The 24,461-nt window shown below is 67.6% G+C and carries 21 protein-coding genes; 11 read left to right on the top strand and 10 right to left on the bottom strand.

Features of this window, described 5'->3' with window-relative positions:
• Positions 1-103: 103 nt before the first annotated feature.
• From C7R54_RS09895 to C7R54_RS09905, 3 genes are read right to left on the bottom strand one after another with little or no spacing between them, the layout of a single operon-like run.
• Positions 104-436, bottom strand: coding sequence for a DUF1634 domain-containing protein (locus C7R54_RS09895; RefSeq protein ID WP_240039453.1), 333 nt, complete (start codon positions 434-436; stop codon positions 104-106).
• The gene (locus C7R54_RS09900) at positions 433-1,290 is read right to left on the bottom strand and encodes a sulfite exporter TauE/SafE family protein (RefSeq protein WP_129150002.1); all 858 of its coding nucleotides are present in this window, start codon (positions 1,288-1,290) and stop codon (positions 433-435) included. The genes C7R54_RS09895 and C7R54_RS09900 overlap by 4 nt, the downstream gene beginning before the upstream one ends.
• A gap of 3 nt (positions 1,291-1,293) precedes the next feature.
• Complete coding sequence (locus C7R54_RS09905) at positions 1,294-2,061, bottom strand: GntR family transcriptional regulator (protein WP_129150003.1); 768 nt, start codon at positions 2,059-2,061, stop codon at positions 1,294-1,296.
• A gap of 142 nt (positions 2,062-2,203) precedes the next feature.
• Here C7R54_RS09905 and C7R54_RS09910 point away from each other — a divergent pair, with 142 nt between their 5' ends.
• The 5 genes from C7R54_RS09910 (at position 2,204) to C7R54_RS09930 (ending at position 8,418) form a co-directional block, all read left to right on the top strand.
• Positions 2,204-2,773 carry a chromate transporter gene (locus tag C7R54_RS09910; RefSeq protein ID WP_129150004.1) on the top strand — a complete coding sequence of 190 codons (570 nt, stop codon included), beginning with the start codon at positions 2,204-2,206 and terminating at the stop codon, positions 2,771-2,773.
• A gap of 5 nt (positions 2,774-2,778) precedes the next feature.
• Entirely contained in the window at positions 2,779-3,309 is a 531-nt protein-coding gene (locus C7R54_RS09915; RefSeq protein ID WP_377814423.1) for a chromate transporter, read from the top strand.
• Between the two features lie 119 nt (positions 3,310-3,428).
• Positions 3,429-4,196: a phytanoyl-CoA dioxygenase family protein gene (locus C7R54_RS09920; RefSeq protein ID WP_129150006.1), complete on the top strand. Its 768-nt coding sequence runs from the start codon at positions 3,429-3,431 to the stop codon at positions 4,194-4,196.
• A 136-nt stretch (positions 4,197-4,332) separates the two neighbouring features.
• A complete protein-coding gene (locus C7R54_RS09925) occupies positions 4,333-6,108 on the top strand; it encodes an ABC transporter ATP-binding protein/permease (protein WP_129150007.1) in 1,776 nt (591 codons plus the stop codon).
• Between the two features lie 177 nt (positions 6,109-6,285).
• Complete coding sequence (locus C7R54_RS09930; protein ID WP_192903627.1) at positions 6,286-8,418, top strand: ATP-binding protein; 2,133 nt, start codon at positions 6,286-6,288, stop codon at positions 8,416-8,418.
• 59 nt (positions 8,419-8,477) lie between these two features.
• On the opposite strand, the gene C7R54_RS09935 is transcribed toward C7R54_RS09930, so the two are convergent.
• Entirely contained in the window at positions 8,478-9,815 is a 1,338-nt protein-coding gene (locus C7R54_RS09935; protein WP_129150009.1) for an MASE1 domain-containing protein, read from the bottom strand.
• Between the two features lie 227 nt (positions 9,816-10,042).
• Between C7R54_RS09935 and ggt the strand changes: the two genes are divergently transcribed.
• From ggt to C7R54_RS09950, 3 genes are all read left to right on the top strand, one after another.
• Positions 10,043-11,842, top strand: coding sequence for a gamma-glutamyltransferase (ggt, locus tag C7R54_RS09940; RefSeq protein ID WP_129150010.1), 1,800 nt, complete (start codon positions 10,043-10,045; stop codon positions 11,840-11,842).
• Between the two features lie 44 nt (positions 11,843-11,886).
• Complete coding sequence (locus tag C7R54_RS09945; protein ID WP_129150011.1) at positions 11,887-12,108, top strand: SlyX family protein; 222 nt, start codon at positions 11,887-11,889, stop codon at positions 12,106-12,108.
• Positions 12,109-12,260: 152 nt separating this feature from the next.
• Positions 12,261-13,055, top strand: a complete 795-nt coding sequence (locus tag C7R54_RS09950; protein ID WP_129150012.1) for an SDR family oxidoreductase — start codon at positions 12,261-12,263, stop codon at positions 13,053-13,055.
• A gap of 10 nt (positions 13,056-13,065) precedes the next feature.
• On the opposite strand, the gene C7R54_RS09955 is transcribed toward C7R54_RS09950, so the two are convergent.
• From C7R54_RS09955 to C7R54_RS09970, 4 genes are all read right to left on the bottom strand, one after another.
• Positions 13,066-14,553 (bottom strand): NAD-dependent succinate-semialdehyde dehydrogenase, encoded by a 1,488-nt coding sequence (locus C7R54_RS09955; RefSeq protein WP_129150013.1) that lies wholly within the window; start codon positions 14,551-14,553, stop codon positions 13,066-13,068.
• Positions 14,554-14,619: 66 nt separating this feature from the next.
• Positions 14,620-16,041 carry an efflux transporter outer membrane subunit gene (locus C7R54_RS09960; RefSeq protein ID WP_129150466.1) on the bottom strand — a complete coding sequence of 474 codons (1,422 nt, stop codon included), beginning with the start codon at positions 16,039-16,041 and terminating at the stop codon, positions 14,620-14,622.
• Between the two features lie 98 nt (positions 16,042-16,139).
• Positions 16,140-17,438, bottom strand: coding sequence for an efflux RND transporter periplasmic adaptor subunit (locus C7R54_RS09965; protein WP_129150014.1), 1,299 nt, complete (start codon positions 17,436-17,438; stop codon positions 16,140-16,142).
• 3 nt (positions 17,439-17,441) lie between these two features.
• Positions 17,442-20,666, bottom strand: coding sequence for an efflux RND transporter permease subunit (locus C7R54_RS09970; RefSeq protein WP_129150015.1), 3,225 nt, complete (start codon positions 20,664-20,666; stop codon positions 17,442-17,444).
• Positions 20,667-21,118: 452 nt separating this feature from the next.
• Here C7R54_RS09970 and C7R54_RS09975 point away from each other — a divergent pair, with 452 nt between their 5' ends.
• Positions 21,119-22,279 carry an alpha-hydroxy acid oxidase gene (locus tag C7R54_RS09975; protein WP_129150016.1) on the top strand — a complete coding sequence of 387 codons (1,161 nt, stop codon included), beginning with the start codon at positions 21,119-21,121 and terminating at the stop codon, positions 22,277-22,279.
• A gap of 213 nt (positions 22,280-22,492) precedes the next feature.
• Here the strand turns inward: C7R54_RS09975 and C7R54_RS09980 are convergent, their stop codons facing one another.
• Positions 22,493-22,873, bottom strand: coding sequence for a PsiF family protein (locus C7R54_RS09980; protein WP_129150017.1), 381 nt, complete (start codon positions 22,871-22,873; stop codon positions 22,493-22,495).
• A 352-nt stretch (positions 22,874-23,225) separates the two neighbouring features.
• Between C7R54_RS09980 and ssuE the strand changes: the two genes are divergently transcribed.
• Together ssuE and C7R54_RS09990 are read left to right on the top strand one after the other, a co-directional pair.
• Complete coding sequence (gene ssuE, locus C7R54_RS09985) at positions 23,226-23,810, top strand: NADPH-dependent FMN reductase (protein WP_129150018.1); 585 nt, start codon at positions 23,226-23,228, stop codon at positions 23,808-23,810.
• Positions 23,811-23,848: 38 nt separating this feature from the next.
• The gene (locus tag C7R54_RS09990; protein ID WP_094853509.1) at positions 23,849-24,064 is read left to right on the top strand and encodes a TOBE domain-containing protein; all 216 of its coding nucleotides are present in this window, start codon (positions 23,849-23,851) and stop codon (positions 24,062-24,064) included.
• Between the two features lie 25 nt (positions 24,065-24,089).
• Here C7R54_RS09990 and C7R54_RS09995 read toward each other — a convergent pair whose 3' ends face one another.
• Positions 24,090-24,449, bottom strand: a complete 360-nt coding sequence (locus tag C7R54_RS09995; RefSeq protein ID WP_129150019.1) for an Rdx family protein — start codon at positions 24,447-24,449, stop codon at positions 24,090-24,092.
• Positions 24,450-24,461 lie beyond the last annotated feature (12 nt).

Here is a 24,461-nt window from a genome sequence, read left to right on the forward strand (position 1 = left end):
CGGGCCCCCTCAAGGGGGCGCGTTGGCGGACCGGCGGAGCCGGATCCGCAACGCCCTGAGGGGCATCGAGGCTTGCCACCGGGCTTTTTGCCCTGGGGCGCCTTCAGGCGCCCACGACGATGCCGGCGGCGATGATGCCCAGCACGAGCGCGGCGATCATCGCGTAGGTGTAGTCGCGCTCGCGCAGGAAGAGGGCCAGCATCAGCGCGACGCGGGCCATGGGCAGAAGAATGAATACCGCCACGCCCGCTTTCATCAGCGCATGGCCCGTCACCGGGAACGCGAGCGCGATGGAGGCCGGCGCGGCCGCCACCAGCAGGCCCGCGGCGATCAGCACGCAGGCGACCCCGGTTCCGTACCAGAGCAAGCGGGCGATGATCCACTCCCGGTTTCCGCGAATGCCGGACGAGGAGGCTGGCGTGGAGGCCGGCATCATGCGCCTCCCCGCGGCAGTTCGATGCCGAACGCGCTAAGGAACATCTGGACCGCCAGCAGCGCAAGAACGACGACGAAAAAGACCCGCAGCTTGTCGGCGGGCAGCCACATCAGCAAGCGCGCACCGGCCAGCGAGCCGATGACCGAGCCCAGCGCGATGGGACCGGCGATGCCGATGTCGATGTCGCCTCTTGCAAAATACGCACCGGCGCTGGCCGCCGCCGTCACCCCGATCATGAAGTTCGAGGTCGCCGACGATACCTTGATGGGCAGCCGCAGCGCGGTATCCATCGCCGGAATCTTCAGCACGCCGGACCCTATCCCCAGCAACGCGGATATCAAGCCCGCGCCATACATCAACGCCAGGCCGAGCGGAACGCGGCCGACCCGATAAGCCAGTTCCCGTCCCGACCGAGGGTCGGGATAGCTGGAGTGCAGGCCCAGCGTCGTCGCCCAACTGTTCGCGACCGGCGCGTCCACGCCCAAGCCCACGGCCTCGTGCCGCCGCGACAGCATTTGCCGCGCCGATACCGCCAGGACCACGGCGAACAGGCCATAGAGAAACGAGGTAGAGGCGATGCCGACCAGGAACACGCCGGTCAGCGCGCCCAGCGTGGTGGCCGATTCAAGCACGATGGCAAGCCGGATATTGGTCAGGCGGCCCTTGAGGAAGGGGGCCGCGCTGCCGCAGGAGCAGGCGATGACCGATACGATGCTCGCGCCGATCGCGACATGGATGTCGATGTCGAACAGCAGCGTCAGGATAGGCACGATGAAGATGCCGCTGGCCATGCCCAGCACGCCGCCGAGGGCGCTGGCGCCAAAGGCGGCCACGAAGAGCCACGGGATCGCCATGCTTCAGGCCTCGCGTCGCGAGGGTACGCGCGGATGCCTGGCCAGCCGGGTCACGAAGCTGATCGCGTCGCCGCGATAGTGCAGCTTTTCGTAGTCGATGGGACGATCCCCCTCGGTATAGGACGTGCGCTCGACCAGGAAAATCGCGCTGCCCGGTTCGACGGCAAGGGCCCGCGCGACATCCGCCGTGGCGATGGCCGCTTCGAGCCTGTATTCCGCGCCGATCAGTGGCAGGCTGTACCTGCCTTCCAGCAAGGCGAAAATGGGTTCGGCGTCCAGGTCGTGAGTGACGATCTTTTCTCCAATCTCACGCGGCAGATAGGTGTCGTCGAACGACACGGGGACCCCATCGGCCAGGCGCACGCGCTGGATCCGCATGACCAGGGTGCCAGCCGGCAGGGCCAGCTGCCGCGCGACCCGCGCATCGGCCGCCACGACGCGCTTGTCCAGCAGCCGGGCGGTCGGCGTGCGGCCGAGCGCCTGCATGTCCTCGACGAAGCCGGTCAGCTCGGTCAGTTCCTGGGTGATCCGGGGGGCCGCGACGAACGTGCCCTTGCCACGCCGGATTTCCACCAGCCCGCGCGCCACCAGGCGCTCGATCGCCTTGCGTACCGTCGTCCGGCTGACGCCGAACCGGTCGATCAAGCGGTCTTCGGGGGGAAGCTGGCTGCCCGGGGGAAGGCTGCCCGTCGAGATCTCGGCGGCCAGGGCGGTTTCGACCGCCGCGTAGCGGGGGCCGTGTTGTTGCTCATGCTCATGCGGGAAAGTCATGCAGACATCATGACGTCATGATGTCTGCATGTCAATGCGCGAGCGTCGATTTTTCCCTCGTGGAATATCGAAATTTCCCGCGGGTCTTATATAATACATAAGACTAGTTTCTCCCCCTGACCGCGCAAGGAAGCCCGCCGGCATGAGTCCCGCAGCCCCCACTCCGGATGCCGAATTGGCGCCGCCACCCACACTGAGCCAACTTTTCTGGGGCTTCTTCGTCCTTGGCATGACCGCCTTCGGCGGCGCGCTGCCGCTGGTCAGGCGCATGGTGGTGGAGAAGCACCGATGGCTGTCCAGCGATGAATTCACGACCATGCTGGGCCTGTGCCAGTTCCTGCCGGGAGGCAACATCATGAACCTGGCGGTGGCGCTGGGCATGCGCTTTCGGGGCGTGGTCGGCGCGGTGCTCGCGTTGACGGGCTTTGTCCTGGTGCCCACCATCGTCGTGCTGGCGCTGGGCGTGGTCTACGATCACTACCAGCATGACCCGCATGTGCGGCACCTGTTCGCCGGCCTCGCGGCCGCCGCCGCGGGCCTGGTGCTGTCGATGGCGCTGAAGATTGGCAAGCCCATACTCAAGAGCGCCTGGGGCGCGGTGATCGTCGTGGCCTGTTTCGTGGCGATCGCCATCCTGCGCCTGCCGCTGGTGCCGACCATGCTGGTGCTGACGCCCCTGAGCATCCTGGGAACGTGGAGGCTGCGTCGATGAGTTCGGTGATACAGACCCTGTGGGACCTCTTCACGCTGTTCGCCCAGCTGGCGCTGATTTCCTTCGGCGGCGGGATGACCATACTTCCCGAAATGCAGCGCCAGGTGGTGGACGTGCATCACTGGATGAGCGCCGAGACCTTCACGTCGCTGTTCGCCCTGGCGCAGGCCGCCCCAGGGCCCAACCTGATGATCGTGCCGCTGGTGGGCTGGCACGTCGAGGGCTGGTCCGGCATGCTGGTGTCCAGCGCCGCCAAGTTCGTGCCGCCGGCGGTGGTGACCATCCTGGTCCTGCGCTTGTGGGACAAGTTCAAGGACCGGCCGTGGCGCATCGTGGCGCAGCAGGGAATCTTTCCCATGACCGTGGGGCTGGTGGCGGCCAGCGGCGTCCTGATCACCGTGGCATCGGTGACCAACGTGCTGCTGCTGCTCATCGCGCTGGCATCGACGCTGCTGGGATGGCGGACCAAGCTGCATCCGCTGTGGCTGCTGCTGGGCGGGGCGGTGGCCGGGCTGGTCTTCGGGGGGCTGTTCTAAGCCTGTGCCGGCGGCAGGACATCGGTCGATTATTTTGCGCGCGGCGGGTGCGTTCCCTGGGTAAATGGGGAAAGGGAACGTAAAATCGATAAGCCATTATTCCCCGCCGGGCAGTATCCATGTCGCCGTTGAATGCCTCCCAAATCGAAACCCTGCGCCAGCAGGGTTTTGTCATCGCCAAGCATTTCCTGTCCCCCGAACGTCGCGAGGCCTTGCGCCAGTTGTCCGAGGCGCAACTGGCGCAGGCGCGGGCGCCGCTCGAATACGAGGCCGATTTGCGCTATCCGGGCGCGCCGTCCTCGCGCAACGCGGAGGGCGGCGGCACCGTCCGGCGCCTGCTCGATGCCTATGCGCGCGACGAGGCCTACGCCGCCTGGGCCACCGATCCGGCGATCGCCGCGTCGCTGCGGGCGTATTTCGGTGAACCCGTGGTGCTGTCGCGCGCGCATCACAACTGCGTCATGACCAAGCATCCGCGCTATGGCAGCCTGACCGGCTGGCACCGCGACATTCGCTATTGGTCCTTCGACAAGGAGGACCTGGTGTCCACGTGGCTGGCGCTGGGACCGGAGACCAGCCACAACGGCGCGCTCTGGCTGGTGCCGGGGTCCCATGCCATGAACCTGGCGCCCGAGCGTTTCGACGCGGTGCAATTCCTGCGCGAAGACCTGCCCGAGAACCAGGCCTTGATCGACCAGGCGATCTCGCCGGCGCTGGAGCCGGGCGATGTGCTGTTTTTCCATTGCCGCACGCTGCATGCGGCGGGTCGCAACCAGAGCGACGCGGTGAAATTGTCGGTGGTGCATACCTATCATGCGGCCACCACGCGACCGCGGCCGGGATCGCGGTCGGCCGGCAAGCCGGAAGTGCCGTTGGCTGCCGGGTAGGGCGACGAGGCAGGATCCGCGACGCCGGTCCGCCACGGGTCCATGGCGACGGCCGGCCGAGAGGCCGTCAGGAAATCGTGAAACCTAAGTCCTCGCGGGCGGTCATACCCGCTGACGAGACCTTCAGGATGACACGATGAATTCAGCCTCCATTCAGGAAAGAGGCGGCGCTGCGGGCCCGGGACGGCTCGGCGCCCAGGCGCCCGGCAGCTGGGCCTTGATCAAGCCCTACTGGTTTTCCGAGGAACGGCATCGCGCGCGTGGCATGCTCTTGCTGGTGGTGCTGTTGAACCTGGGCATCGTGTACGTCAATGTCCGCATCAACACGTGGTTCGCCAGTTTCTACGACGCCATCGAGAAACACGACTTCCCCGCGTTCAAGCACCTGCTGCTGGTGTTCACCGTGCTGGCGTTCCTGTTCATTTTCATGTCCACCGCGCAGATCTATGTGCGGCAGGGGCTGGAATTCCGCTGGCGGCAATGGCTCACGGATGTTTATCTGGCGCGCTGGCTGCGCGGGGACACCTATTACCGGCTGGAACGGGACCATACCTTCGACAACCCCGACCAGCGTATCGCCGAGGACCTGCGCAGCCTGGCGTCCAATACCCTGGCCCTGTCGCTGGACCTGTTGTCGACCGTGGTCACGTTCTTTTCCTTCGTGACCATACTCTGGATATTGTCGGGGACCCTCAGCTTCACGCTGTTCGGCCATGGGGTCGGGATACCCGGCTACATGGTGTGGGTGGCCATCGCGTACGCCGTCGTGGGATCGTGGATCATCCAGAAGGTCAGCGGCGGGCTGGTCGGCGTCAATTATCGGCAGCAGCGCGTGGAGGCGGATTTCCGGGTGCTGCTGGTGCGGTTGCGGCAGAACGCGGAGCAGATCGCGTTCTACGAGGGCGGCGCCATCGAAGGCAGCCGCGCGCGCGTGGCGTTCGGCGCGATACGCGCCAACTGGCGCGAGGTCATGCGCTATACCAAGCGCCTCATGCTGGCCAGTTCCATCTATGGACAGGCCGCGCTGATTTTTCCGATGATGGCGGCGGCCCCGCGCTACTTCGCGGGAGCGTTCACCATCGGCGTGCTCATGCGGCTGAACGATGCCTTCGGCCAGGTCAGCACCGCCTGTTCATGGTTCATCAACAGTTATTCGACGCTGGCGGACTGGCGCGCCACGGTGAATCGTCTGCGTGAATTCAGCTGGCGCCTGGACGAACCCGAGCACAGCGGGTTGCGCCTGGCCGACGGCGCCGAAGTGCGCGCGGCCGGCTTGCGGGTCAGCCGACCCGATGGCCGGCCGCTCGCCGTGCCGGCGGACTTCGACATCCAGCCGGGAGAGCGCTGGCTGGTGCGCGGGCCGTCCGGCAGCGGCAAGAGCACGCTGCTGCGGACGCTGGCGGGGTTGTGGCCCCACGCGGCCGGCGAGGTCACCATGCCGGACCGGACCGGCATGGGAGACGCGCGGCTGGCGCTGTTCTTGCCGCAGGTCAGCTATGTGCCGGACGGCGAGCTCAAGGATGCGCTGTGCTACCCCGACCACGCCGACGATCATGACGACGCGGACTGCGCGCGCGTATTGCGCGACTGTCGCCTGGATGATTACGTGGAACTGCTGCATGCGCGCGATGCGTGGGGGCAGCGCCTGTCCCCCGGCGAGAAGCAGCGCCTGTCGTTCGCGCGCGCCTTGTTGCTCAAGCCCGCATTCCTGTTCCTGGACGAAGCGACTTCCTCGCTCGATGGCGATATGGAGAACGACCTGTACCAGGCGCTGGTGAAGCAACTGCCGCGGACCGCCATCATCAGCGTGGCGCATCGCGATGCGCTGGCGCGCTTCCATACGCATGAGTTGCGGGTGGGGCCGGGGGCTGGCGTGGGTGATCTGGCGACAGTGGGGCACGCGTTGGCGTAAAACGCATGACGGGCGGCACAGGGGGCGGAAGGCGGGGCGATGACGGAACGGCGGGGGGGCCTGCCGCTACATAGCTACGTTATCCAAAACAATGACGACGTTCGGCAAAAGAAGAGATTCGGGGCAGCGCGGCAGCGATTGCTAAACTCGATTGCCGCGTCTCCAACGCCCATGTCCATGAAATTGCCAGGCCTGCAGCGCAAGCCGTGTCCGCTCACTCCCGTCCTTGCCAGCCTCATCTGCGCGCTGACGTTCGCGGGGGCTGCGTCCGCGGCGTCCGGCGGCATCACGACGACGCCCCCGCGCGGCGAGTTGACGCTGGGGGTGGCCGCGTACGCGCCGGCGCCGGGTCCGCTGCTCGACGAGGCCATCCCCGTGGCGGTGTTCTGGCGTGAAATCTTCCCGGCGATGGTACTGGTGCTGGCCTTCGCGGTGGTGCTGTCACTGGCCTATGTCCAGTTGCGACGCGAGGTGGGACGCCGGCGCGCCGCGGAATTGCGGCTGGAAGCCGCGCGCGACCTGGCCGACAGCGCGTCGCTGGCCAAGGCGTCCTTCTTCGCCACCATGAGCCATGAAATCCGCACGCCGCTCAGTGGCATCATCGGCATGCTGGACCTGCTGCGGCGCGGCACGATGGACGAGGAACAGCGCCAGATGCTGACCGCGGTGGACACCGCGGCCAATGCCTTGCTGCAGATCCTCGACGACGTGCTGGATTTTTCCAAGGCCGAGGCCAATCGCATGAGCCTGGAATCCGTGCCGGTCGACCTGCGCGCCATCGTTCATAGCGTGGTCATGGTGATAGGCGAGCCGGCGCGGCGGCGCGGCGTGCGCACGTCGCTGCGCGTCAACGCGAACGTCAGCGGCGAAGTGCTGGGCGATCCGCTGCGCATCCGGCAGATCCTGTCCAACCTCATGAGCAACGCGGCCAAGTTCACGCACCAGGGGCAGGTGACGTTGACGGTATCGGTGGATCGCAGCAGCGCCAGCGAACAATGGGTGCGTTTCACCGTCAGCGATACCGGCATCGGCATTCCCCGCGACAAGCTGGCGCACGTCATGGCGCCTTATCGCCAGGCGGACGGCGCCACCAGCCGCCACTATGGCGGGACGGGGCTGGGGTTGTCGGTGTGCAGCCGCCTGGCCGTCCTGATGGGGGGCGCCATCGAGTTGGACAGCCTGCCCGGGCGCGGGACCACGGCCACCTTCACCTGCCGCTTCGTGGTGACCGCCGGGCCGCCGGAGCCGGCCGCCTCGCTGGAGCTTGATGTCGACAGCCTGTCCAGTCGGGGGGACGCGCCGGCGCGGCGGTCGCCAGTGGCCGCGCGTACCGCCGCGGATGTTCGCGCGCCTGGAGACAGCGGCGGCGAACTTGGTAATGGCGATGGCGATGGCGTGGGCCGGGCGTGGGTCGGCGGAGCGCTGCCGGCGGGCGCTTCGCCCGGCAGCGGGGGCCCCATCCTGGTGGTGGACGATCACGCAATCAATCGCGAAGTGGTGCGGCGCCAGTTGATGACGCTGGGCTATTCCTGCGAAGTCAGGGAGGATGCGCCCTCGGCGTTGGAGGCCTTGCGGCAAGGCAGCTATGCGCTACTGCTTACCGACTGCCAGATGCCGCCCATGAACGGGGGGGAATTGGCGCGCGCGTGGCGTGAAATCGAAGCGGCGCGGGGTGCGGGGCCGCGCATGCCTATCGTTGCCATGACGGCGACGGCCGAGCGCGCCATGCCGGCGCCCGCCATCTGCGACGCGATCGATGCGTGCCTGTACAAGCCGATCAAGCTGGACTCATTGCGTGAAATGTTGATGGAGTGGTTGCCCGGGACGGCGTCTACGTCCGAGGGGGCGGCGCTCGGCGCCTTGGCTCCAGCCATCCCCGGCGTTCCCGACCACGGCGAGGTGCCCATGATCGCGGCCGGCCCGCTTGCGCCGATGCGCGGCCTGGATCTCGATAGCTTGCAATCGCAGTTTGGCGATGCGTTGACGGCGCGACGCTTTGCACTGCAATCCGTGCAGATGTTGCACGACGACCTGGCGCAGGCGCGCGGGCCCTTGTGCGAGCAGTTCTACGACCAGGCGGCGCGCTGGCTGCATCGCAGCGTGGGGGCATTGAGCATGCTGGGCCATTGGCCCGTGCTCACCACCTGCGCCCAGTTGGAGAAGGCGATGGAGCAGGCCGCCGCCGAACCCGCCAACGCCAAGGATTGCGCGCAACTGCTGCCTCGTCTTGCAGCTGTGCTGCGCGAGTTCGAGGACACGCTGGGGGAAATCGAGCGAGAGCTGGACGGTGGCCGTGGCCAATCGCTGTAGCCGATCGCTGTAGCCAGTCACTTTAGCCAATCACTACGGCCAACTACAACGGCCAACCACTACAGCCAACTCGTGTCGCCCCAGGGACTGAGCAGGCCCGTGACGGACGCGACCGAGCCGTCCGGCAGTCGCACGGCGGATCCGTTCAACTCCACCTCGTGGTATAGACCGTCGGCGCACCGCAGCCGCACGCGCATGCGTCGCGCGGCATCCGGCTTGCCCGTGCTCTCGACCCAGGCCGACAGCCGTTCCCGGTCTTCCTCGTGGACATGGGACAGCCATTGTTCGACAGTCGTGCTCGGCTGGCAGGCGGGACCGTAGGGCGAAGGGAATTCCCCCAGCCAGACCACTCTTTGGGTATCGGGGAAGAACTCCCAGGCCAGGTGATGGCTGGTGCGCAGCGCTGACTGCAATTGCTGCTTCCAGGCCAGGGCTTCGCGCGCGGCCCGCTCGCGGTCGGCGCTGAGCGCGCCCAGCAGCAGGCTGAGCAAGGCGGCGGCGCCCAGGAATCCCTGGATCGCGACCAGCGGCACGCTGCCCGCGCCGCCCACGCTGCCGTAAGGGCCGAGGCCGCTGAGGGTGTAGGAACCGGTGACGATGGCCAGGCCCGTGACGACCAGCGTGCAGCCCGCCTGGCCCCAGGCCACGGCGACGAACGCCAGGAAGACGAGCGGCGCGTAGGTCAGGTCCGCGGCCGGGCGGCCTTGCCACAGCCAATCCGACCATTGCTTGTTGAAGACCAGGGTGGTGCCGGCCAGCAGGGCCAGGGCGGCGGCCAGCCCCAGCCAGAGGTTGCGCAAGTCCTGCTCGATAAAGGCCTGCGTGCGCCAGTTGGACCAGGCGATGATCAAGGGGGTGGTGATGAGGCAGCCGACGAAGGCCGCCTGGGTCCAGATATACCAGTGATGGGTGTCGATGGCGTGGTCGACGGCGTGCAGCCCCTGGGCCACCAGCCAGCCGCCGGCCACGGCGCCCACGGCGAGGGGCAGGACGAACCACAGCACGCTGCCGACCCGGGCCAGGCTGCGGCGGTCGGCGGTGCGCGCGCGCCAGATCGCGGCCACCGCGCCGCAAAGCACCAGGTCTCCGACAGCGAAGATCAGCGAGGCGGCCAGGCCGCGCTGCGCGACCAGGATGCTGCTGGCGATATGCAGGGTGGCCGACAACGCCATCCACCCCGGCCAACGGCGCCGACAACTCAGCATCAGCGCCGCCAGCAGAAGGCCCGCGGGCGGCCAGAGCAGGGTGGACATCGTGACCGTGTCGCGCTGGCGCATGCACAGCACGGCCAGCAGCCCGTAGGCGAGCACGAAAGCGAGGCGGGGAAGGAAAATGTTGCGCGCCGCGTTGGTGGATGTTGGCGTCACCTGGGCGAAGTTCGTGAGAGAAAAAGGCAAGATACCGAAGCGTCTTCCGTCTGGCAAGCTGGGCTGGCGCGACAATGCAGGTTTTCAAAAGACCGTCCGACGCAGCATTCATTAGCGGGGATGTTTGTTTATGGAACTTACAATGGCCGGCCAGGGCGCCATCGTTCAAGGACCACATGCCTTCCATCCGCTTCCGCTCCATCACCCGCTTGTGTCGCGCGACGCGAACGCGCATCGCGCCCGCGGTGGTCGCTCCTATGGTCGCCCGTTTGGTCGCCCCTTTGGTCACCCCTTTGGCCGCCCCCTTGGTCGCCGCCCTTGTGCTGGGTATCGCGGACGGCGCGTCGGCGCCGGCGCGGGCCGCCACGCTGCCCGCCGTCGAGGCCCGCAACGGCATGGTGGTCAGCGCGCAGGCGCTGGCGGCGCGCGTCGGAGTGGACATCCTCAAGCAGGGCGGCAATGCCGTCGACGCCGCCGTGGCGGTGGGGTATGCGGAAGCCGTGGTCAATCCCTGTTGCGGCAATATCGGCGGCGGCGGCTTCATGACGCTGCACCTGGCGGACGGCCGCGACCGCTTCATCAATTTCCGCGAGACCGCGCCCGCGGCGGCGCGCCCGGACATGTACCTGGACGCAGCGGGAGAGCTGATACCCGGGGCCAGCCTGCACGGCTATCGCGCCGTGGCGGTGCCGGGCACGGTGCTGGGGCTGGAGACAGCGCGGCAGCGCTATGGCCGGCTGACGCGCCTGCAGGTCATGGCGCCGGCGATTGCCCTGGCGCGCGACGGCTTCGTGCTGACGCGCGCCGATACGGACCTGCTCGACCTCGGCGTCAAGCGCTTTCGCCAGGATGCGGAGGCAGCGCGCATTTTCCTGCGGCCGGACGGCAGCCCCTTGCAGCCGGGCGACCGGCTGGTGCAGACGGACCTGGCCCGCACCCTGCAGGCCATCGCCGAACAGGGCCCGGACGCCTTTTACCGGGGGCGCATTCCCGCGGCGGTCGAGGCCGCTGCGCGGGCGGGAGCCGGGGTGATCACCGCCGCCGACTTCGCCGCCTACCGCGTGCAAGAGACCGAGCCGCTGCGCTGCGCCTATCGCGGCTATGTCTTCGTGTCGGCGCCGCCGCCCAGTTCCGGCGGCACGACCCTGTGCCAGATCCTGAACATCCTTTCCGGCTATGACCTGCGCGCGATGGGATATGGTTCGGCGCAGTCGGTGCATGTCATGGTGGAGGCGATGCGCCATGCCTACCTGGATCGCAACATGCTGCTGGGCGACCCGGCCTTCGTCGCCAATCCCGTCGCGCATCTGCTGAGCGCCGGCTATGCAGAACGCATACGCGCGCGCATCGAGGCCGGACGCGCGACGCCATCGAGCGACCTTGGGGTGGGCGTGGCGCCGCATGAGAAACCGGAGACCACGCACTACTCCGTCATCGACAAGGACGGCAATGCCGTGTCCACCACCTATACGATCAACGGCCGTTTCGGCGCGACGGTGATCGCGCCCGGCACGGGCTTCTTTCTCAATGACGAGATGGATGATTTCACCACCAAGGCGGGCACGCGCAATATGGGTGGGCTGGTACAGGGCGAGCGCAATGCCATCGCGCCCGGCAAGCGGCCGCTTTCGTCGATGGCGCCCACGCTGGTCACCTGGCAGGGCAAGACCTACATGGTGCTGGGGTCGCCCGGCGGTCCGCGCATCATCACGATCCTCCTGGAGACGGCGCTCAACATCATCGACCACGGCATGCTGCCGCAGCAGGCGGTGGACGCGCCGCGGGTCCATCACCAGTGGCTGCCCGATGAGGTCTACTACGAGAACTACGGCCTGTCGCCGGATACCCTGGCCCTGCTGCGCGGCATGGGCTACAAGATGGTCGAGCAAAGTCCCTGGGGCGCCACCGCGCTGATCCTCGTGGGCCTGCCAGGACCAGGGCATGCGACGGCGTCCAGTTCGGGCAACGACGCGGCTGTCTCGGGCACCGTGCGGGAAGGCTATCTGTACGGCGCCAATGACGCCCGCCGGCCGGCGGGCGCCGCGATCGGCTATTGAGACGTTGCATCAACACAGAAGTTGCATCAACCACGCATACGCACATGGAAAACATTCAGGAATTGACTCGTCGCGTCGACGAGCTGGAAATCAAGGCGTCCTTCGCCGACGACATGCTGGAACAGCTCAACCAGGTCATCCTGCGCCAACAACGCGAGATCGACGGCCTTGCCCGCCAATTGGCGGACATGCGGCAGCAGGTCGACCAGGCCGGCGCCGGCACGACGCTGGCCAGCCTGCGCGACGAGATCCCGCCGCATTACTGAGCCGGGCCACGAGCCGGGCCCCGGCGCCCTGGCCGAGGCCGGATTCAGCTTGCCGCCAGGCGCGGCGTCCACGCGCCGGCACTTTTTGCGTGTACGATGCCCTGCACGGCGGTGGCGCCGGACAGCACAGCACAACAACAGGTGGACAGAGCGTGGATCTCGAATTGAAAGGCAAGGTGGCCGTCGTCACGGGCGGCAGCAAGGGCATCGGTCATGCCGTGGCGCGGGCCTATCTGGCCGAAGGCGCCAGCGTGGCCATCATCGCGCGCGGGCAGGCGGGCCTGGACGCGGCGGTGTCGGAGCTGGCGCCGCTCGCGCAGCATGGCGCGCGCATCGTCGCCATCGCCGCCGACCTCACCGACGCGGCGCAGGCCGAGCGCGCCGTCGCGCAGGCCGAGGCCGAACTGGGGCCCATCGATATCCTGGTCAACAGCGCCGGCGCCGCGCGCCGCTATGACCCGGACACGCTGGATGCGGAAAAGTGGCAGGCCGCCATGAACGCCAAGTTCTTTCCCTACGTCTACACGCAGGACGCCGTGCTCAAGCGCATGCGCACGCGCCAGCGCGGCAGCGTGGTCAACATCATCGGCAACGGCGGCAAGCAACCTTCCGTGACCCACGTGGCGGGCGGTTCGGCCAACGCGGCGCTGATGCTGTCCACCCTCGGCCTGGCGCAGCACTATGCGAAGCAAGGCATACGCATCAATGCGATCAATCCCGGTTCCACCTATACGGGCCGCGTGGACCAGGCGCTGGACGTGGATTCCAAGCGCCTGGGCGTCAGCAAGGAGCAGGTCTTGCAGGACAGCCAGTCGCGCATTCCCCTGGGTCGCTACGGCAAGCCCGAGGAAGTCGCCGACGTCGCGCTGTTCCTGAGCAGCGCGCGCGCCAGCTACGTCGTAGGCGTGATCGTACCCATGACCGGCGGCATGACGCCGACGGTCTGAAGGCAGCGCATCATCCCGCGATGTCGATGCACAGGTACTTCAGCTCGACATATTCCTCCAGCCCGTGGCGCGATCCCTCGCGCCCCAGGCCGGACTGCTTGACACCGCCGAAGGGGCCGACCTCGTTGGAAATGAGGCCCGTGTTGATGCCCACGATGCCGTATTCCAGGCCTTCGGATACCCGCCAGACCCGGGCGTTGTCGCGCGTGAAGAAGTAGGCGGCCAGGCCGAAGATGGTGTCGTTGGCCATGGCCAGGGCCTCTTCCTCGGTACGGAAGCGGAACAGCGGCGCCACCGGCCCGAAGGTTTCCTCCTGCGCGAAGCGCATCGATTGCGTGACGTCGCGCACCACGGTGGGTTCGAAGAAGGTGCCGCCCAGCGCATGCGGATGGCCCCCGGCGAGGATGCTCGCGCCGTGCTTGGTGGCGTCGTCGATATGCTCGCGCACCTTGGCTACCGCGTTCTCGTCGATCAGCGGACCCTGGGTGACGCCGCTATCGAAGCCGTCGCCGACCTTCAGGGCCTCCACCTTCTTGACCAGCCGCGCGGCCAATTCGTCGTAGACGCCGTCCTGCACATAGATGCGGTTGGCGCAGACGCAGGTCTGGCCGGCGTTGCGGAACTTCGACGCGATGATGCCGTCGACGGCCTTGTCCAGGTCGGCGTCGTCGAATACCAGGAAAGGCGCGTTGCCGCCCAGTTCCAGGGACAGCTTCTTGATGGTGGGGGCGCACTGCGCCATCAGCTTGCGGCCGACTTCGGTCGAGCCGGTGAAGCTGAGCTTGCGCACGACCTCGCTCTCGCACAGGGCCCCGCCGATCTCGCTGGAGCTGCCGGTGATGACGTGGATCACGCCGGCGGGCACGCCGGCCTCCTCGGCCAGCACGGCCAGGGCCAGGGCCGTCAGCGGGGTCTGTTGCGCGGGCTTGACGATCATGGTGCAGCCGGCCGCCAGCGCGGGACCCAGCTTGCGGGTGATCATGGCCGCCGGGAAATTCCAGGGGGTGATGGCGGCGCACACGCCGATCGGCTGCTTCAGCACCATCATGCGCTGGCCGCCCTTGGGGCTTTGCAGCACCTCTCCGTCCATGCGCTTGGCCTCTTCGCCGAACCATTCCAGGAACGAGGCCGCATAGGCGATCTCCCCGGCGGCTTCGGTGACGGGCTTGCCCTGTTCCGACGTCATGATGGCGGCCAGGTCCTGCTGGTGCCGCATCATCAGCTGGGCCCACTTCAACAGGACGGCCGCGCGTTCCTTGGCCGGCTTGGCCGCCCAGGCGGGCAGGGCGGCCTGCGCGCGGGCGATGGCGTATTCCGTATCGGCGCGGCCCAGCTTGGGCACCGACACGATGGTGGCCCCGGTGGCGGGGTTGGTGACGGGGATGCTGGCGCCGCCATCCGCGCCCTGCCACTTGCCATCGATGTAGCAGGCGTCGCGCAAGAGGTCGGGGCGTTGCAGCTTCTGTTTCAACGACGTGGGGGTCGAGGACGTGGTCACGGTGCTCTCCTTTCGTTTTGCACCGGACTATCGTAAGCGGATCGGGCGCGATACCCAAATCCGCGGTCAGGGCCGTGCGGGCGCGCCTCCGCTGTCGGCCACGGCCGGCGCGGCTTCCCAGTCGCCGCCCAGCGCCTTGATGAGGAAGACCGACACCAGCATGCGCTGGCCGGCCAATTGAGCCGCCTGCCGTTCCGTGTTCAGTACCGCCTGCTGCGCCGTGATAACGTCCAGGTAGGTGGTGGCGCCCCCGGCATAGCGCGACGTGGCCATGTCCAGCACCTTGCGGCTGTCCGCCACGGCGGTCCGCGCCTGGGTGCTGGCGCGTTCCAGCGCCGCCAGGCCGCTGATGCCGTCCTGGACTTCCTGCATGGCGCCCAGCACCACGCGGCGGTAGTTGGCCGCGGTGGCCTGGTAGCCGGCGCGCGCGAAGTCGACGTTCGCGCTGATGCGTCCGCCGTCGAACACGGTCTGCGCCACTGAGACGCCCAGGTTCCACAGCGTGCTGGGGCCGTCGAACAGGGCGCCGAGCACGCGGCTGTCCACGCCGTAGCCGGCGCCCAGCATGACGCTGGGATAGAAGGCGGCGCGCGCCACGCCGATCTGCGCGTTGGCCGACGCCATGGCGCGCTCGGCGGCGGCCACGTCCGGGCGGCGTTCGAGCACGTCCGACGGCACGCCCAGCGGGATCGCGGGAGGCGTCAACGCGCGCACATCGGGCGCCAGCTCGAATTGCGGCGCGGGCGTACCGGTCAGGCTGGCGATGGCATGTTCGTACTGCGCGCGCTGGCGCGCCAGGATATCGATCTGCGTCAGTGTGTTGTCGAGCAGGGCCTGTTGCTGGGCCACTTCCAGGCCGGACGCCGCGCCGCCGTCGTAGCGCGCGGTGATCAGCTCCAGCGCGCGCCGCTGCAGGCCGACCGAGCGGCGCACCACGTCCAGCTCGTTGTCCAGTGAGCGCAGGTTGACGTAGTTGGAAGCGAGCTCCGCGGTCAGCACCAGGCGCGCATTGCGCAGGTCGGCCTCGGACTGCTCGGCGTTGGCGCGGGCGACGGCGACCGAGTTGCGCACGCGGCCGAACAGGTCCACTTCGTAGCTGGCGTTGAACGACAACGTGTAGTCGTTCTGAACCGTCTGGTATTGCGGCGACGCGTAATTGGTGAGAGGACGGTTGCCGGAGATCTCCAGGCGCTGCACGCGGGCGCTGCTGCCTATCGTGGGAAACAGCCCGGCCGTCGCCGCGGTGGCCTGGGCACGCGCCTGCGCCAGGCGCGCGGTGGCAATCTCCAGGCTGGGGTTGGCCGCCAGCAGCTTTTCCTGCAAGGCGTCCAGCGCGGGGTCCTGGTAGCGCAGCCACCAGGCGCCCTTGGGCATGTCGTCGCGCGGCGTCGCGGTGCGCCAGGGGGCTTCCAGCTTCCAGCTCACCGGCATGTCGGGCGCCGGCTTGTGATACTCGGGCGCCAGGCTGCAGGCGGACAGCAGAAGCATGCCGGCCAGGGGTAGCAGCCGGGGCAGGCGCGGGACGGCCCGCGCCCGGCGGGCGGGCGCCTGGCCGGGCTCGCGGTGGAGCGTCGTCGGCGTGCGGCTCATTTGTCGCGGCCCTGGGCGGGCGCCTTGGCGGCCTCGCGGTTGGCGGACTGTCCGCCGGCGGTAGCGGCGGTATCGGTTCCCTGCGCAGCCTTGCCGCCTGCATTGTCCGCCACTGCTACCTGGTCCCCGTTGGCCAGCGAATCGGCAGGATTGAGCACCACGCGGTCGGTGGCCGTCACGCCCTGCGGCACTTCCACCGTCTGGCCGTAGTTGCGGCCCAGCGTCACCTTGCGCAGGCTGACCTTGCCGGCGTCGTCGACCACGGCCACCAGCGCGCCTTCGCGGCGGAACATCAGCGCATTGGCCGGCAGCACCAGCGTATCGCCTGGCGGCAGGTGCAGGTCCACCTGCACATACGCCCCCGGCAGCAGCATCTTGTCCGGATTCGGCAGGGAGATTTCCACCTGCATCGTGCGCGTGGCGAGATCGATGGAGGCGGCCGTGCGGGCGATAACGCCCTTGAACGCCTGGCCGGGCAGTTCGGCCTGCGTCACCACCACATGCTGGCCCGGCTTGACGCGCTGCGCATAGCTCTGCGGCACGTTCAGGTACACGCGCAGCGGATCGGTCTGCGACAGCACGAACAGGGGGCGGCCGCTGCCCGCGTCGATCAGGTCGCCGACGTCGACATTGCGTCGCGTGATCACGCCGGCGAAGGGCGCCACGATGCGCTTGAAGCCTTCCAGCTGGCGCAGGCGCTGTTCGTTGGCCTGGGCCGCCGCATAGTTGGCGCGCGCCTGGGCGGCGGCGCCGCGCTTTTCGTCCAGGTCCTGCTGCGAGACCACGTCCTTCTGGCGCAGGGCTTCCCAGCGCGACTGCGTGCTGCGCGCCAGGTCCATGGCGGCGGCCGCCTGCTCGCGCGCGGCCACGGCCTGCGACAGCTGCTGGTCGATCTCGGGCGTCTCGATTTCCGCGAGCAGGTCGCCTTTCTCGACCCGGCTGCCGATGTCCTTGGTCCACAGCTTCAGGTAGCCGCTGGCGCGCGCCGACAGGGGCGATTGCACGTAGCCTTGCAGCGTGCCGGGCAGGGACAGCGTCTGGCCCTTGTCCGGCGCGGCGGGCATGGCGGTCTGCACGTACTGGATGGCGCGTTGGGCGGTGCCTTCGCGCAGGTCGCTGGCGTTCTGCACCCGCGCGATGATGGTGCGGGCCGCGCCCAGGGCCAGGAGCACCAGCACGGCCAACGTCAGCCAGCGCAGGCGGCGCACGATGCGATCGCGGGTAGGCAGGTCGGCGCCGCCTGGTTCGCCGCTCAGGGAATGGATACCGAGCGCGTGGTGTCTTTCTTCCGACATGAATCAGCTCTCCTGCCGCGCGGGGCCGGGGGTTGCATTATTGCGGGGCGGACCCCGGCGCGCCGCACGGGCGGCAGCGCGGTGGGCCAGCCTGGTATGGACGCCGGCGTAGACCACCGGCACGAAGAACAGGGTGGACACGGTGGCGAACAGCAGGCCGCCGATGACGGCGCGCCCCAGGGGCGCGTTCTGCTCGGCGCCTTCGCCCAGGCCCAAGGCCATGGGGATCATGCCGATGATCATGGCCAGGGCGGTCATCAGCACCGGCCGGATGCGGGTGGCGCCCGCCTCCAGCGCGCTGGCCAGTATCGTGGCGCCTTCCTCGCGCCGCTGGCGCGCGAAGGACACCATCAGGATGGAGTTCGCGGTGGCCACGCCCATGGTCATGATGGCGCCCGTCAAGGCCGGCACGCTGAGCGTGGTGCCGGTGACGAACAACATCCACGCGATGCCCGCGAGGGCCGCGGGCAGGGCGCTGATGATGATCAGCGCATCGATCCAGGACTGGAAGTTCACCACCACCAGCAGGTAGACCAGGACGATGGCCATGGCAAGGCCGACGCCCAGGCCCAGGAAGGACGACTGCATGGTCTGCACCTGGCCGCGTATGGCCAGCTGGCTGCCGCGCGGCAGCTTGGGACGCAGTGCGTCCACCTCGCGTTCGACCTGCGTGGCCACGCTGGCCAGGTCGGTGCCTTGCACGCTGATGTAGACGTCGATGGCGGGCAGGATGTTGTAGCGCGACATCACGGCGGGCTGGCGCGACTGGGTGGCCTCCACCAGGTTGCCCAGCAACTGCGTGCTGCCGCCCGGCGTGCCGGCGCCGGCGCCCGTGGCGCCCACCGGCAGGTTCAGCAGGCGGTCCAGGGAGTCGATGTTGTATTGCGGCGTCTGGGTGGTGACGTTGTAGACCACGCCGTTCTGCGGATTGAGCCAGAAGGCGGGCGAGGTCTGCGAACTGCCGGACAGGGCGATCAGTACGTTCTGGCCCACGTTGGCGGGACTCAGGCCCACCTGCTGCAAGCGCGACCGGTCCATTTCCAGGTTGACCGTGGGCAGGTCCAGGCGCTGGTGGACGTGGGCGTCGACCGCGCCGGGAATCTTGCGCACCGCCTTGACCAGCTCGGACGCCAGCTCCGCGTTGGCGGCGTAGTTCTGGCCGGTGAACTGCACGTTGATGGCGGCCGGCAGGCCGAAGTTCAGGATCTGTGTGACGATGTCGGCGGGCTGGAAGAAGAACTCCACGCCGGGAAACTGGCGCGGCAGGTCCATGCGTAGCAGGGACACGAATTTTTCGGTGGGTTCATGGCCCTCCCGCAGGGAAATCAGGATTTCCCCATCCAGCGTACTGAAGGTGCCGGCATTGCTATATGACAGGTTGATCCCGCTATTCGGGACGCCCAGGTTGTCGAGTATGGTTTCCAGCTGGTCGGCGGGAATCAGGGTGCGGATGTGGCGTTCCACCTCGTCGGCCAGGCGCGCCGTTTCCTCGATGCGCGTGCCGGTGGGCGCGCGCATGTGCAGGCGCAACTGGCCGGCGTCCACGTTGGGGAAGAAGTCGCGGCCCAGGAAGGGGTACAGCGCGCAGGACAGCAGGCTGAAGCCGAGGAAGGCCAGGGCGAAGGCCTTGCGCCGCGACAACTGCGCCGACAGGGCCAGGGTATAGGCGCGGCGCAGCAGTTCGAAGCGGCGGTCGAAGGCGCGGTACAGGCGTTGCAGCAGGCTGTTGCTGGCCGAGGCCTCGTGATGGCCGGCCATGAGCAGCATCACCAGCGTCGGGACCAGGGTACGCGACAGGATATAGGACGCGATCATGGCGTAGACCACCGCCTCGGCCAGCGGCACGAACAGGAAGCGGGCCACGCCGGACAGGAAGAACATCGGCACGAACACGATGCAGATACACAGCGTGGACACCAGGGCCGCCGTGCCGATTTCATTGGCGCCGGTGAGTATGGCCTCCTTCAGCTCCGTGCCCAGGTGCAGGTGGCGCTCGATATTCTCGATGGTGACGATGGCCTGGTCGACCAGGATGCCGACCGACAGCGCCAGGCCGCCCAGCGTCATCAGGTTCAGCGTTTCGCCGGTGATTTGCAGGACCAGGATGGAGGCCAGGATGGACAGGGGAATGGTCAGGCCGATGATGAGCGTGCTGCGCCAGTTGCCCAGGAACAGCAGCACCATGGCGGCGGTCAGCGCGGCGGCGATCAGGGCCTCGATGACCACGCCCTTGACGGCCGCCTTCACGAATACCGACTGGTCGAACAGCGGCGTCACCTTGACGTCGGCGGGCAGCAGCTGGACCGCGCGCGGCAGCATCTCGCGCAGGTTGTTGACGATGTCCACCGTGGACGCGCCGCCGTTCTTCAATACCGACAGCAGCACGCCGCGCATGCCGTCCTGGCGCACCACGTTGGTCTGCGGCGTGAAGCCGTCGCGCACGTACGCGACGTCGCGCAGGTAGGTGGTGCCGCCCCCCGGGATGGAACGGATCGGCAGGTTGTTCATGCCCGCCAGCGTGACCGGCGAGCTGTTCATCTTGATCGAGTACTCGGTCTCGCCGAACTTCGCCGTGCCCGAGGGCAGGATGAGGTTCTGGGCGTTGATGGCATTCACCACGTCGGACGACGACAGGCCGCGCGCCTGCAGTGCCTGCAGGTCCAGGTCCACCGAAATCACGCGCGACTTGCCGCCATAGGCCGCCGGCACCGCGACGCCCGGGATGGTGACCAGTTGCGGGCGCAACTGGTTCATGGCGACGTCATAGAGGGTTTGCTCGGGCAGGGTGGGGCTGGACAGGCCCAGCTGGATGACCGGGATGCTGGACGCCGAATACTTGATCACCAGCGGCGGCGTGATGCCGGGCGGAAGCTGGCGCACCTGGGTCTGCTCGGCCGCCACCACCTGGGCAATCGCCGTCTGGATGTTGGCGGTGGGCTGGAAGAAGATCTTGATGACGCTGATGCCGGCCAGCGACGTCGACTCGATGTGCTCGATATCGCTGACCGTGGTGGTCAGGCCGCGCTCGTTGGACGCGGCGATGCGCAGTCCCATTTCCTGTGCGGACAGGCCGTTGTAGGACCAGATGACGCTGATCACCGGAATATTGATTTCCGGGAAGATGTCGGTCGCCATGCGCAGCAGCGCGAACGGCGTCGCCAACAGGATCAGCAAGGCCATGACGATGAACGTATACGGGCGGCGCAATGCCAGTTGGACGGCTGACACGGCTCACATCTTCCAAGGCGGGGGGAACGGCAGCTTCATGATCGTGGACCCGGGCAGGGCGGTTTCAGCAGATGATCGGATATTGCGGACGTATGCCCGGGATGCCGTCAGGAGCCCGCGGCCGATGCCGCCCGGCCCCGGCCTGCGCGTTGAATCGACATGGATGTCGCGCCAGTCAGCCCCCTTGCACTGCCTTTTCGCGGTGTCCCCGGCCGAGTCGCCCGGCAGGACGCAGGGCGTGTCGGGAGCAATACGAAAAGTAACAAGTATTTTTAGGGATGTTCCGAGTTCGCGCAAGGCGGGCAAACGCTATATCGGTATACCGTTGCATGCTTTTGGCGGATGGGGTAATCCCGCAGGGAACGGAGTCGCGGCATGTTGCGGCGCAAAAAGCCCATGGGATTTGCGTGGGTTAAGCTCTCGCCTCGTTCTTGTCTGTCACGCACAACACCATGCCCCTGCCATCCAACACCTTTATTGCAACCGTTGAAGACATGCGCCGCGTGGCGCGCCGGCGCGTTCCGCGCATGTTCTACGACTACGCCGATTCAGGTTCATGGACGGAGTCGACCTACCGGGCCAATGAAGCGGATCTGCAGAAGATCCGTTTCCGCCAGCGCGTCGCGCGCAATATGGAAAACCGCAACCTGGCCACGACCATGGTCGGCCAGTCCGCCGCCATGCCGGTGGCCCTGGCGCCGACCGGCCTGACCGGGATGCAGCACGCCGACGGGGAAATCCTCGCGGCGCAGGCGGCCGAGGCCTTCGGCGTGCCGTTCACGTTGTCGACCATGAGCATTTGCTCGATCGAGGACGTGGCGGCGCATACGTCCGCGCCGTTCTGGTTCCAGCTGTACGTGATGCGGGACCGGGATTTCATCGAACGCCTGATCGACCGCGCCAAGGCGGCCAAGTGCTCGGCCCTGGTCCTGACCCTCGACCTGCAAATCCTGGGACAACGGCACAAGGACCTGCGCAACGGCCTGAGCGCGCCGCCGCGCATGACGCTGGGCAACCTGCTGAACCTGGCCACCAAGCCCGCCTGGTGCTGGAACATGCTGCGCACGCAGCGCCGCACTTTCCGCAACATCGCCGGCCACGCAAAGGGGGTGACGGACCTGTCGTCGCTGGGGGCGTGGACCGCGGAACAGTTCGACCCGACCCTGAACTGGGACGACGTCGAGTGGATCAAGAAGCGCTGGGGCGGAAAGCTGATCCTCAAGGGCATCCTCGATCCCGAGGATGCGCGCCACGCGGTGGACACCGGGGCGGATGCGTTGATCGTCAGCAACCACGGCGGACGCCAGCTGGACGGCGCCGTATCTTCCGTGTCCATGCTGCCGCAGGTGGTCGATGCCGTGGGCAAGGATATCGAGGTGTGGATGGATGGCGGCATCCGGTCGGGCCAGGACATCCTGCGCGCGGTCGCGCTGGGCGCGCGCGGCGTGATGATCGGGCGGCCTTTCCTCTATGGCCTGGGCGCGGGCGGCCGCGAAGGGGTGGCCAAGGTGCTTGAGATCCTGGCCAAGGAGCTGGATATCACCATGGCGCTGTGCGGCTATCGCGATATCCACCAGATCGACCGCGACGTGCTGGTGCCCGGGACGTATTGAGCGCGGGATAAAACGTGGGACCCGGGACGTGGGATCCAGGATGTAGGACTCCAGGCGCAGGATCCAAAGCGCAGGATCCAGAACCTGGGACCCAAAGCCTGGGACCCAAAGCGTACGATCCAAGACATAAGGCCCCATGAGGGGCCTTATGTCTTTCCAGCTGCCTGTCCCGGGCTGGGGGCGCGGCCTGCATGGCCGCGCGCGGACCGGCGCCTAGCTCTTGCCTTTCAGGCAGGTACTCATGAAAGTCTTGCGGGCATCGCCGCTGAGCGACTTCGTGGCGGCCTGGGCGTTGCAGTCCTTCATGCGTTGCTGCTGCGGCGTCAGCGCCTTGCCGTTCTCGGCGGGCTTCTCGCCCTTCAGGCAGGAGGCGACGCCGGCCTTGTAGGCCTCGCCGGTCTTGCCCTTGTTGGCGGTGCTGCACTCGGACATCCGCTGCTGCTGCGGGGTCAGCGTCTTGCCGGTGCTGGGAGTAGCCGGCGTCTTGCTGGCGCCCGGGGCGGCCGGCGCCGGCGTGGTTTGCGCCCAGACCGGCGCGCTGCAGCTGGCGGCCAACAGGGCGGCGGCGAACAATAAGCTGGAACGGTTCTTCATCAGGCTTGCTCCTTGCCCCGTGTGGCGACGGGGCGCGCGGCCGGGGCGTAGCGCCCGGTTCCGGCGATTCTTGCATAAGGTTATTGCGAAAGACATCAGGTGGATTCCGCATTTCTTGAAAGCGGATGTTGCGACCGCGATCGCCGCAGCCGCCGCCGCGATCATTGCCGCGGGTCATGTGGCGGGCGGTCATACCCATATGCCGGATATTTCGTTGTTGCGACGCGATGCGGGCCCTAGCATTTCGCCCAGTGTTCATTTCGTGCCGGCCTCAGGCATCTCGATGCCTTCAAGCCTTGTCGCCTTCATGCCTTATGCGGGTGCCGGCGCTTTCCGTGGCAAACAAACATCGATGACCGTACTTGCGCTGGCTGGCAGTCCTTCCCTCACATCCCGTTCCTCCGCCTTGTTGCATCGCGCCGCCGCCCTGTTGGGCGAGCGCGGCCTCGCCGTCAGCACGCTGGGTCTGCGCGACCTGCCGGCCGAGGACCTGATCGAAGGTCATTACGCCGGCCCCGCCGCCGCGGCCTTGCGCGCGCGCGTCCATGCGGCCAGCGCCTTGCTGGTGGCCACGCCTGTCTACAAGGCGTCGTTTTCCGGCGGCCTGAAGGCGGTGCTGGATCTGCTGGATGAAAAGGCCCTGGCCGGCAAGGTCGTATTGCCCATAGCCACCGGCGGCAGCCTGGCCCACCTGCTGGCGCTCGAATACACCCTCAAGCCGGTGTTGTCGGCGTTGGGCGCGCGCCACATCCTTGCCAGCGTCTTCGCCACCGAAAAGGAAGTGCGCCTGACCGACGATGGCATCGCCGTTCTTGACGACGAGCTGAATGCCCGCCTGCACGCTGGCGTGGAGCAGCTGGCGCGCCATGTCGCGCCGCCGCCGGGCGAGCGCTACGACGTCGGACAGTTGCTGGCCCAGGCTCGCTTCAGCATCTGAAGTATCCGAACCTTTTTTCCCCCGAGGAGTATTTCCGCATGGCCATTCAATCCATCAACGCACGCAACCAGTTTCGCGGCAAGATCAAGGAGATCATCACCGGCCCCGTGGTGTCGGAGGTGGATATCGATACGCCTGCCGGCATCGTGACGTCCGTCATCACCACCCGCTCCGTGCAGGAGCTTGACTTGCAGGTGGGCACGGAAGTGCTGGCCTTCGTGAAGTCGACCGAAGTGTCGGTGGCGAAGCTGTAAGGCGGTTCACAAGCGGCGGCCAGGCCTAGCCCTGCGGATGCGCGGCCGGCTTGCCGTCCACGTGTCCCAGGTCGCGGCCCGGGTCGACCTGGTCGCGCACCCGCTGCTTCAAGGTTTTCGCGTCCGGAAAGCCGCCATCGCGCTTGCGATCCCACAGCAGCACATCGCCGCAGTGGACCTGGAAGATGCCGCCGGTGCCAGGCACCAGGGCGACCTCGCGCAGGTCCGTCGAGAACGTGGACAACAACTCCTGCGCCATCCAGGCCGCTCGCAAGAGCCAGTGGCATTGCGTGCAGTAGGTGATGGCGATGCGCACCGAGGCGCGCGCGCCGGGGTCCAGGGCGACGGCCGGCTTGGGAGTGGTCAGGAAATCGGGATTGTTCATCGTCAGGCTCCA

The sequence above is a fragment of the Achromobacter aloeverae genome (assembly GCF_004121055.1).
GTDB classification, from domain to species: Bacteria; Pseudomonadota; Gammaproteobacteria; order Burkholderiales; family Burkholderiaceae_B; genus Bordetella_C; species Bordetella_C aloeverae.

What these genes read in the sequence shown, in the direction of transcription:
- C7R54_RS09895 (WP_240039453.1), bottom strand. Translation starts at nt 436, where the DNA reads ATGATGCCGGCCTCCACGCCAGCCTCCTCGTCCGGCATTCGCGGAAAC.
- C7R54_RS09900 (WP_129150002.1), bottom strand. Translation starts at nt 1,290, where the DNA reads ATGGCGATCCCGTGGCTCTTCGTGGCCGCCTTTGGCGCCAGCGCCCTC.
- C7R54_RS09905 (WP_129150003.1), bottom strand. Translation starts at nt 2,061, where the DNA reads ATGACTTTCCCGCATGAGCATGAGCAACAACACGGCCCCCGCTACGCG.
- C7R54_RS09910 (WP_129150004.1), top strand. Translation starts at nt 2,204, where the DNA reads ATGAGTCCCGCAGCCCCCACTCCGGATGCCGAATTGGCGCCGCCACCC.
- C7R54_RS09920 (WP_129150006.1), top strand. Translation starts at nt 3,429, where the DNA reads ATGTCGCCGTTGAATGCCTCCCAAATCGAAACCCTGCGCCAGCAGGGT.
- C7R54_RS09925 (WP_129150007.1), top strand. Translation starts at nt 4,333, where the DNA reads ATGAATTCAGCCTCCATTCAGGAAAGAGGCGGCGCTGCGGGCCCGGGA.
- C7R54_RS09930 (WP_192903627.1), top strand. Translation starts at nt 6,286, where the DNA reads ATGAAATTGCCAGGCCTGCAGCGCAAGCCGTGTCCGCTCACTCCCGTC.
- ggt (WP_129150010.1), top strand. Translation starts at nt 10,043, where the DNA reads ATGGTCGCCCGTTTGGTCGCCCCTTTGGTCACCCCTTTGGCCGCCCCC.
- C7R54_RS09945 (WP_129150011.1), top strand. Translation starts at nt 11,887, where the DNA reads ATGGAAAACATTCAGGAATTGACTCGTCGCGTCGACGAGCTGGAAATC.
- C7R54_RS09960 (WP_129150466.1), bottom strand. Translation starts at nt 16,041, where the DNA reads ATGCTTCTGCTGTCCGCCTGCAGCCTGGCGCCCGAGTATCACAAGCCG.
- C7R54_RS09965 (WP_129150014.1), bottom strand. Translation starts at nt 17,438, where the DNA reads ATGTCGGAAGAAAGACACCACGCGCTCGGTATCCATTCCCTGAGCGGC.
- C7R54_RS09975 (WP_129150016.1), top strand. Translation starts at nt 21,119, where the DNA reads ATGCCCCTGCCATCCAACACCTTTATTGCAACCGTTGAAGACATGCGC.
- C7R54_RS09980 (WP_129150017.1), bottom strand. Translation starts at nt 22,873, where the DNA reads ATGAAGAACCGTTCCAGCTTATTGTTCGCCGCCGCCCTGTTGGCCGCC.
- ssuE (WP_129150018.1), top strand. Translation starts at nt 23,226, where the DNA reads ATGACCGTACTTGCGCTGGCTGGCAGTCCTTCCCTCACATCCCGTTCC.
- C7R54_RS09990 (WP_094853509.1), top strand. Translation starts at nt 23,849, where the DNA reads ATGGCCATTCAATCCATCAACGCACGCAACCAGTTTCGCGGCAAGATC.
- C7R54_RS09995 (WP_129150019.1), bottom strand. Translation starts at nt 24,449, where the DNA reads ATGAACAATCCCGATTTCCTGACCACTCCCAAGCCGGCCGTCGCCCTG.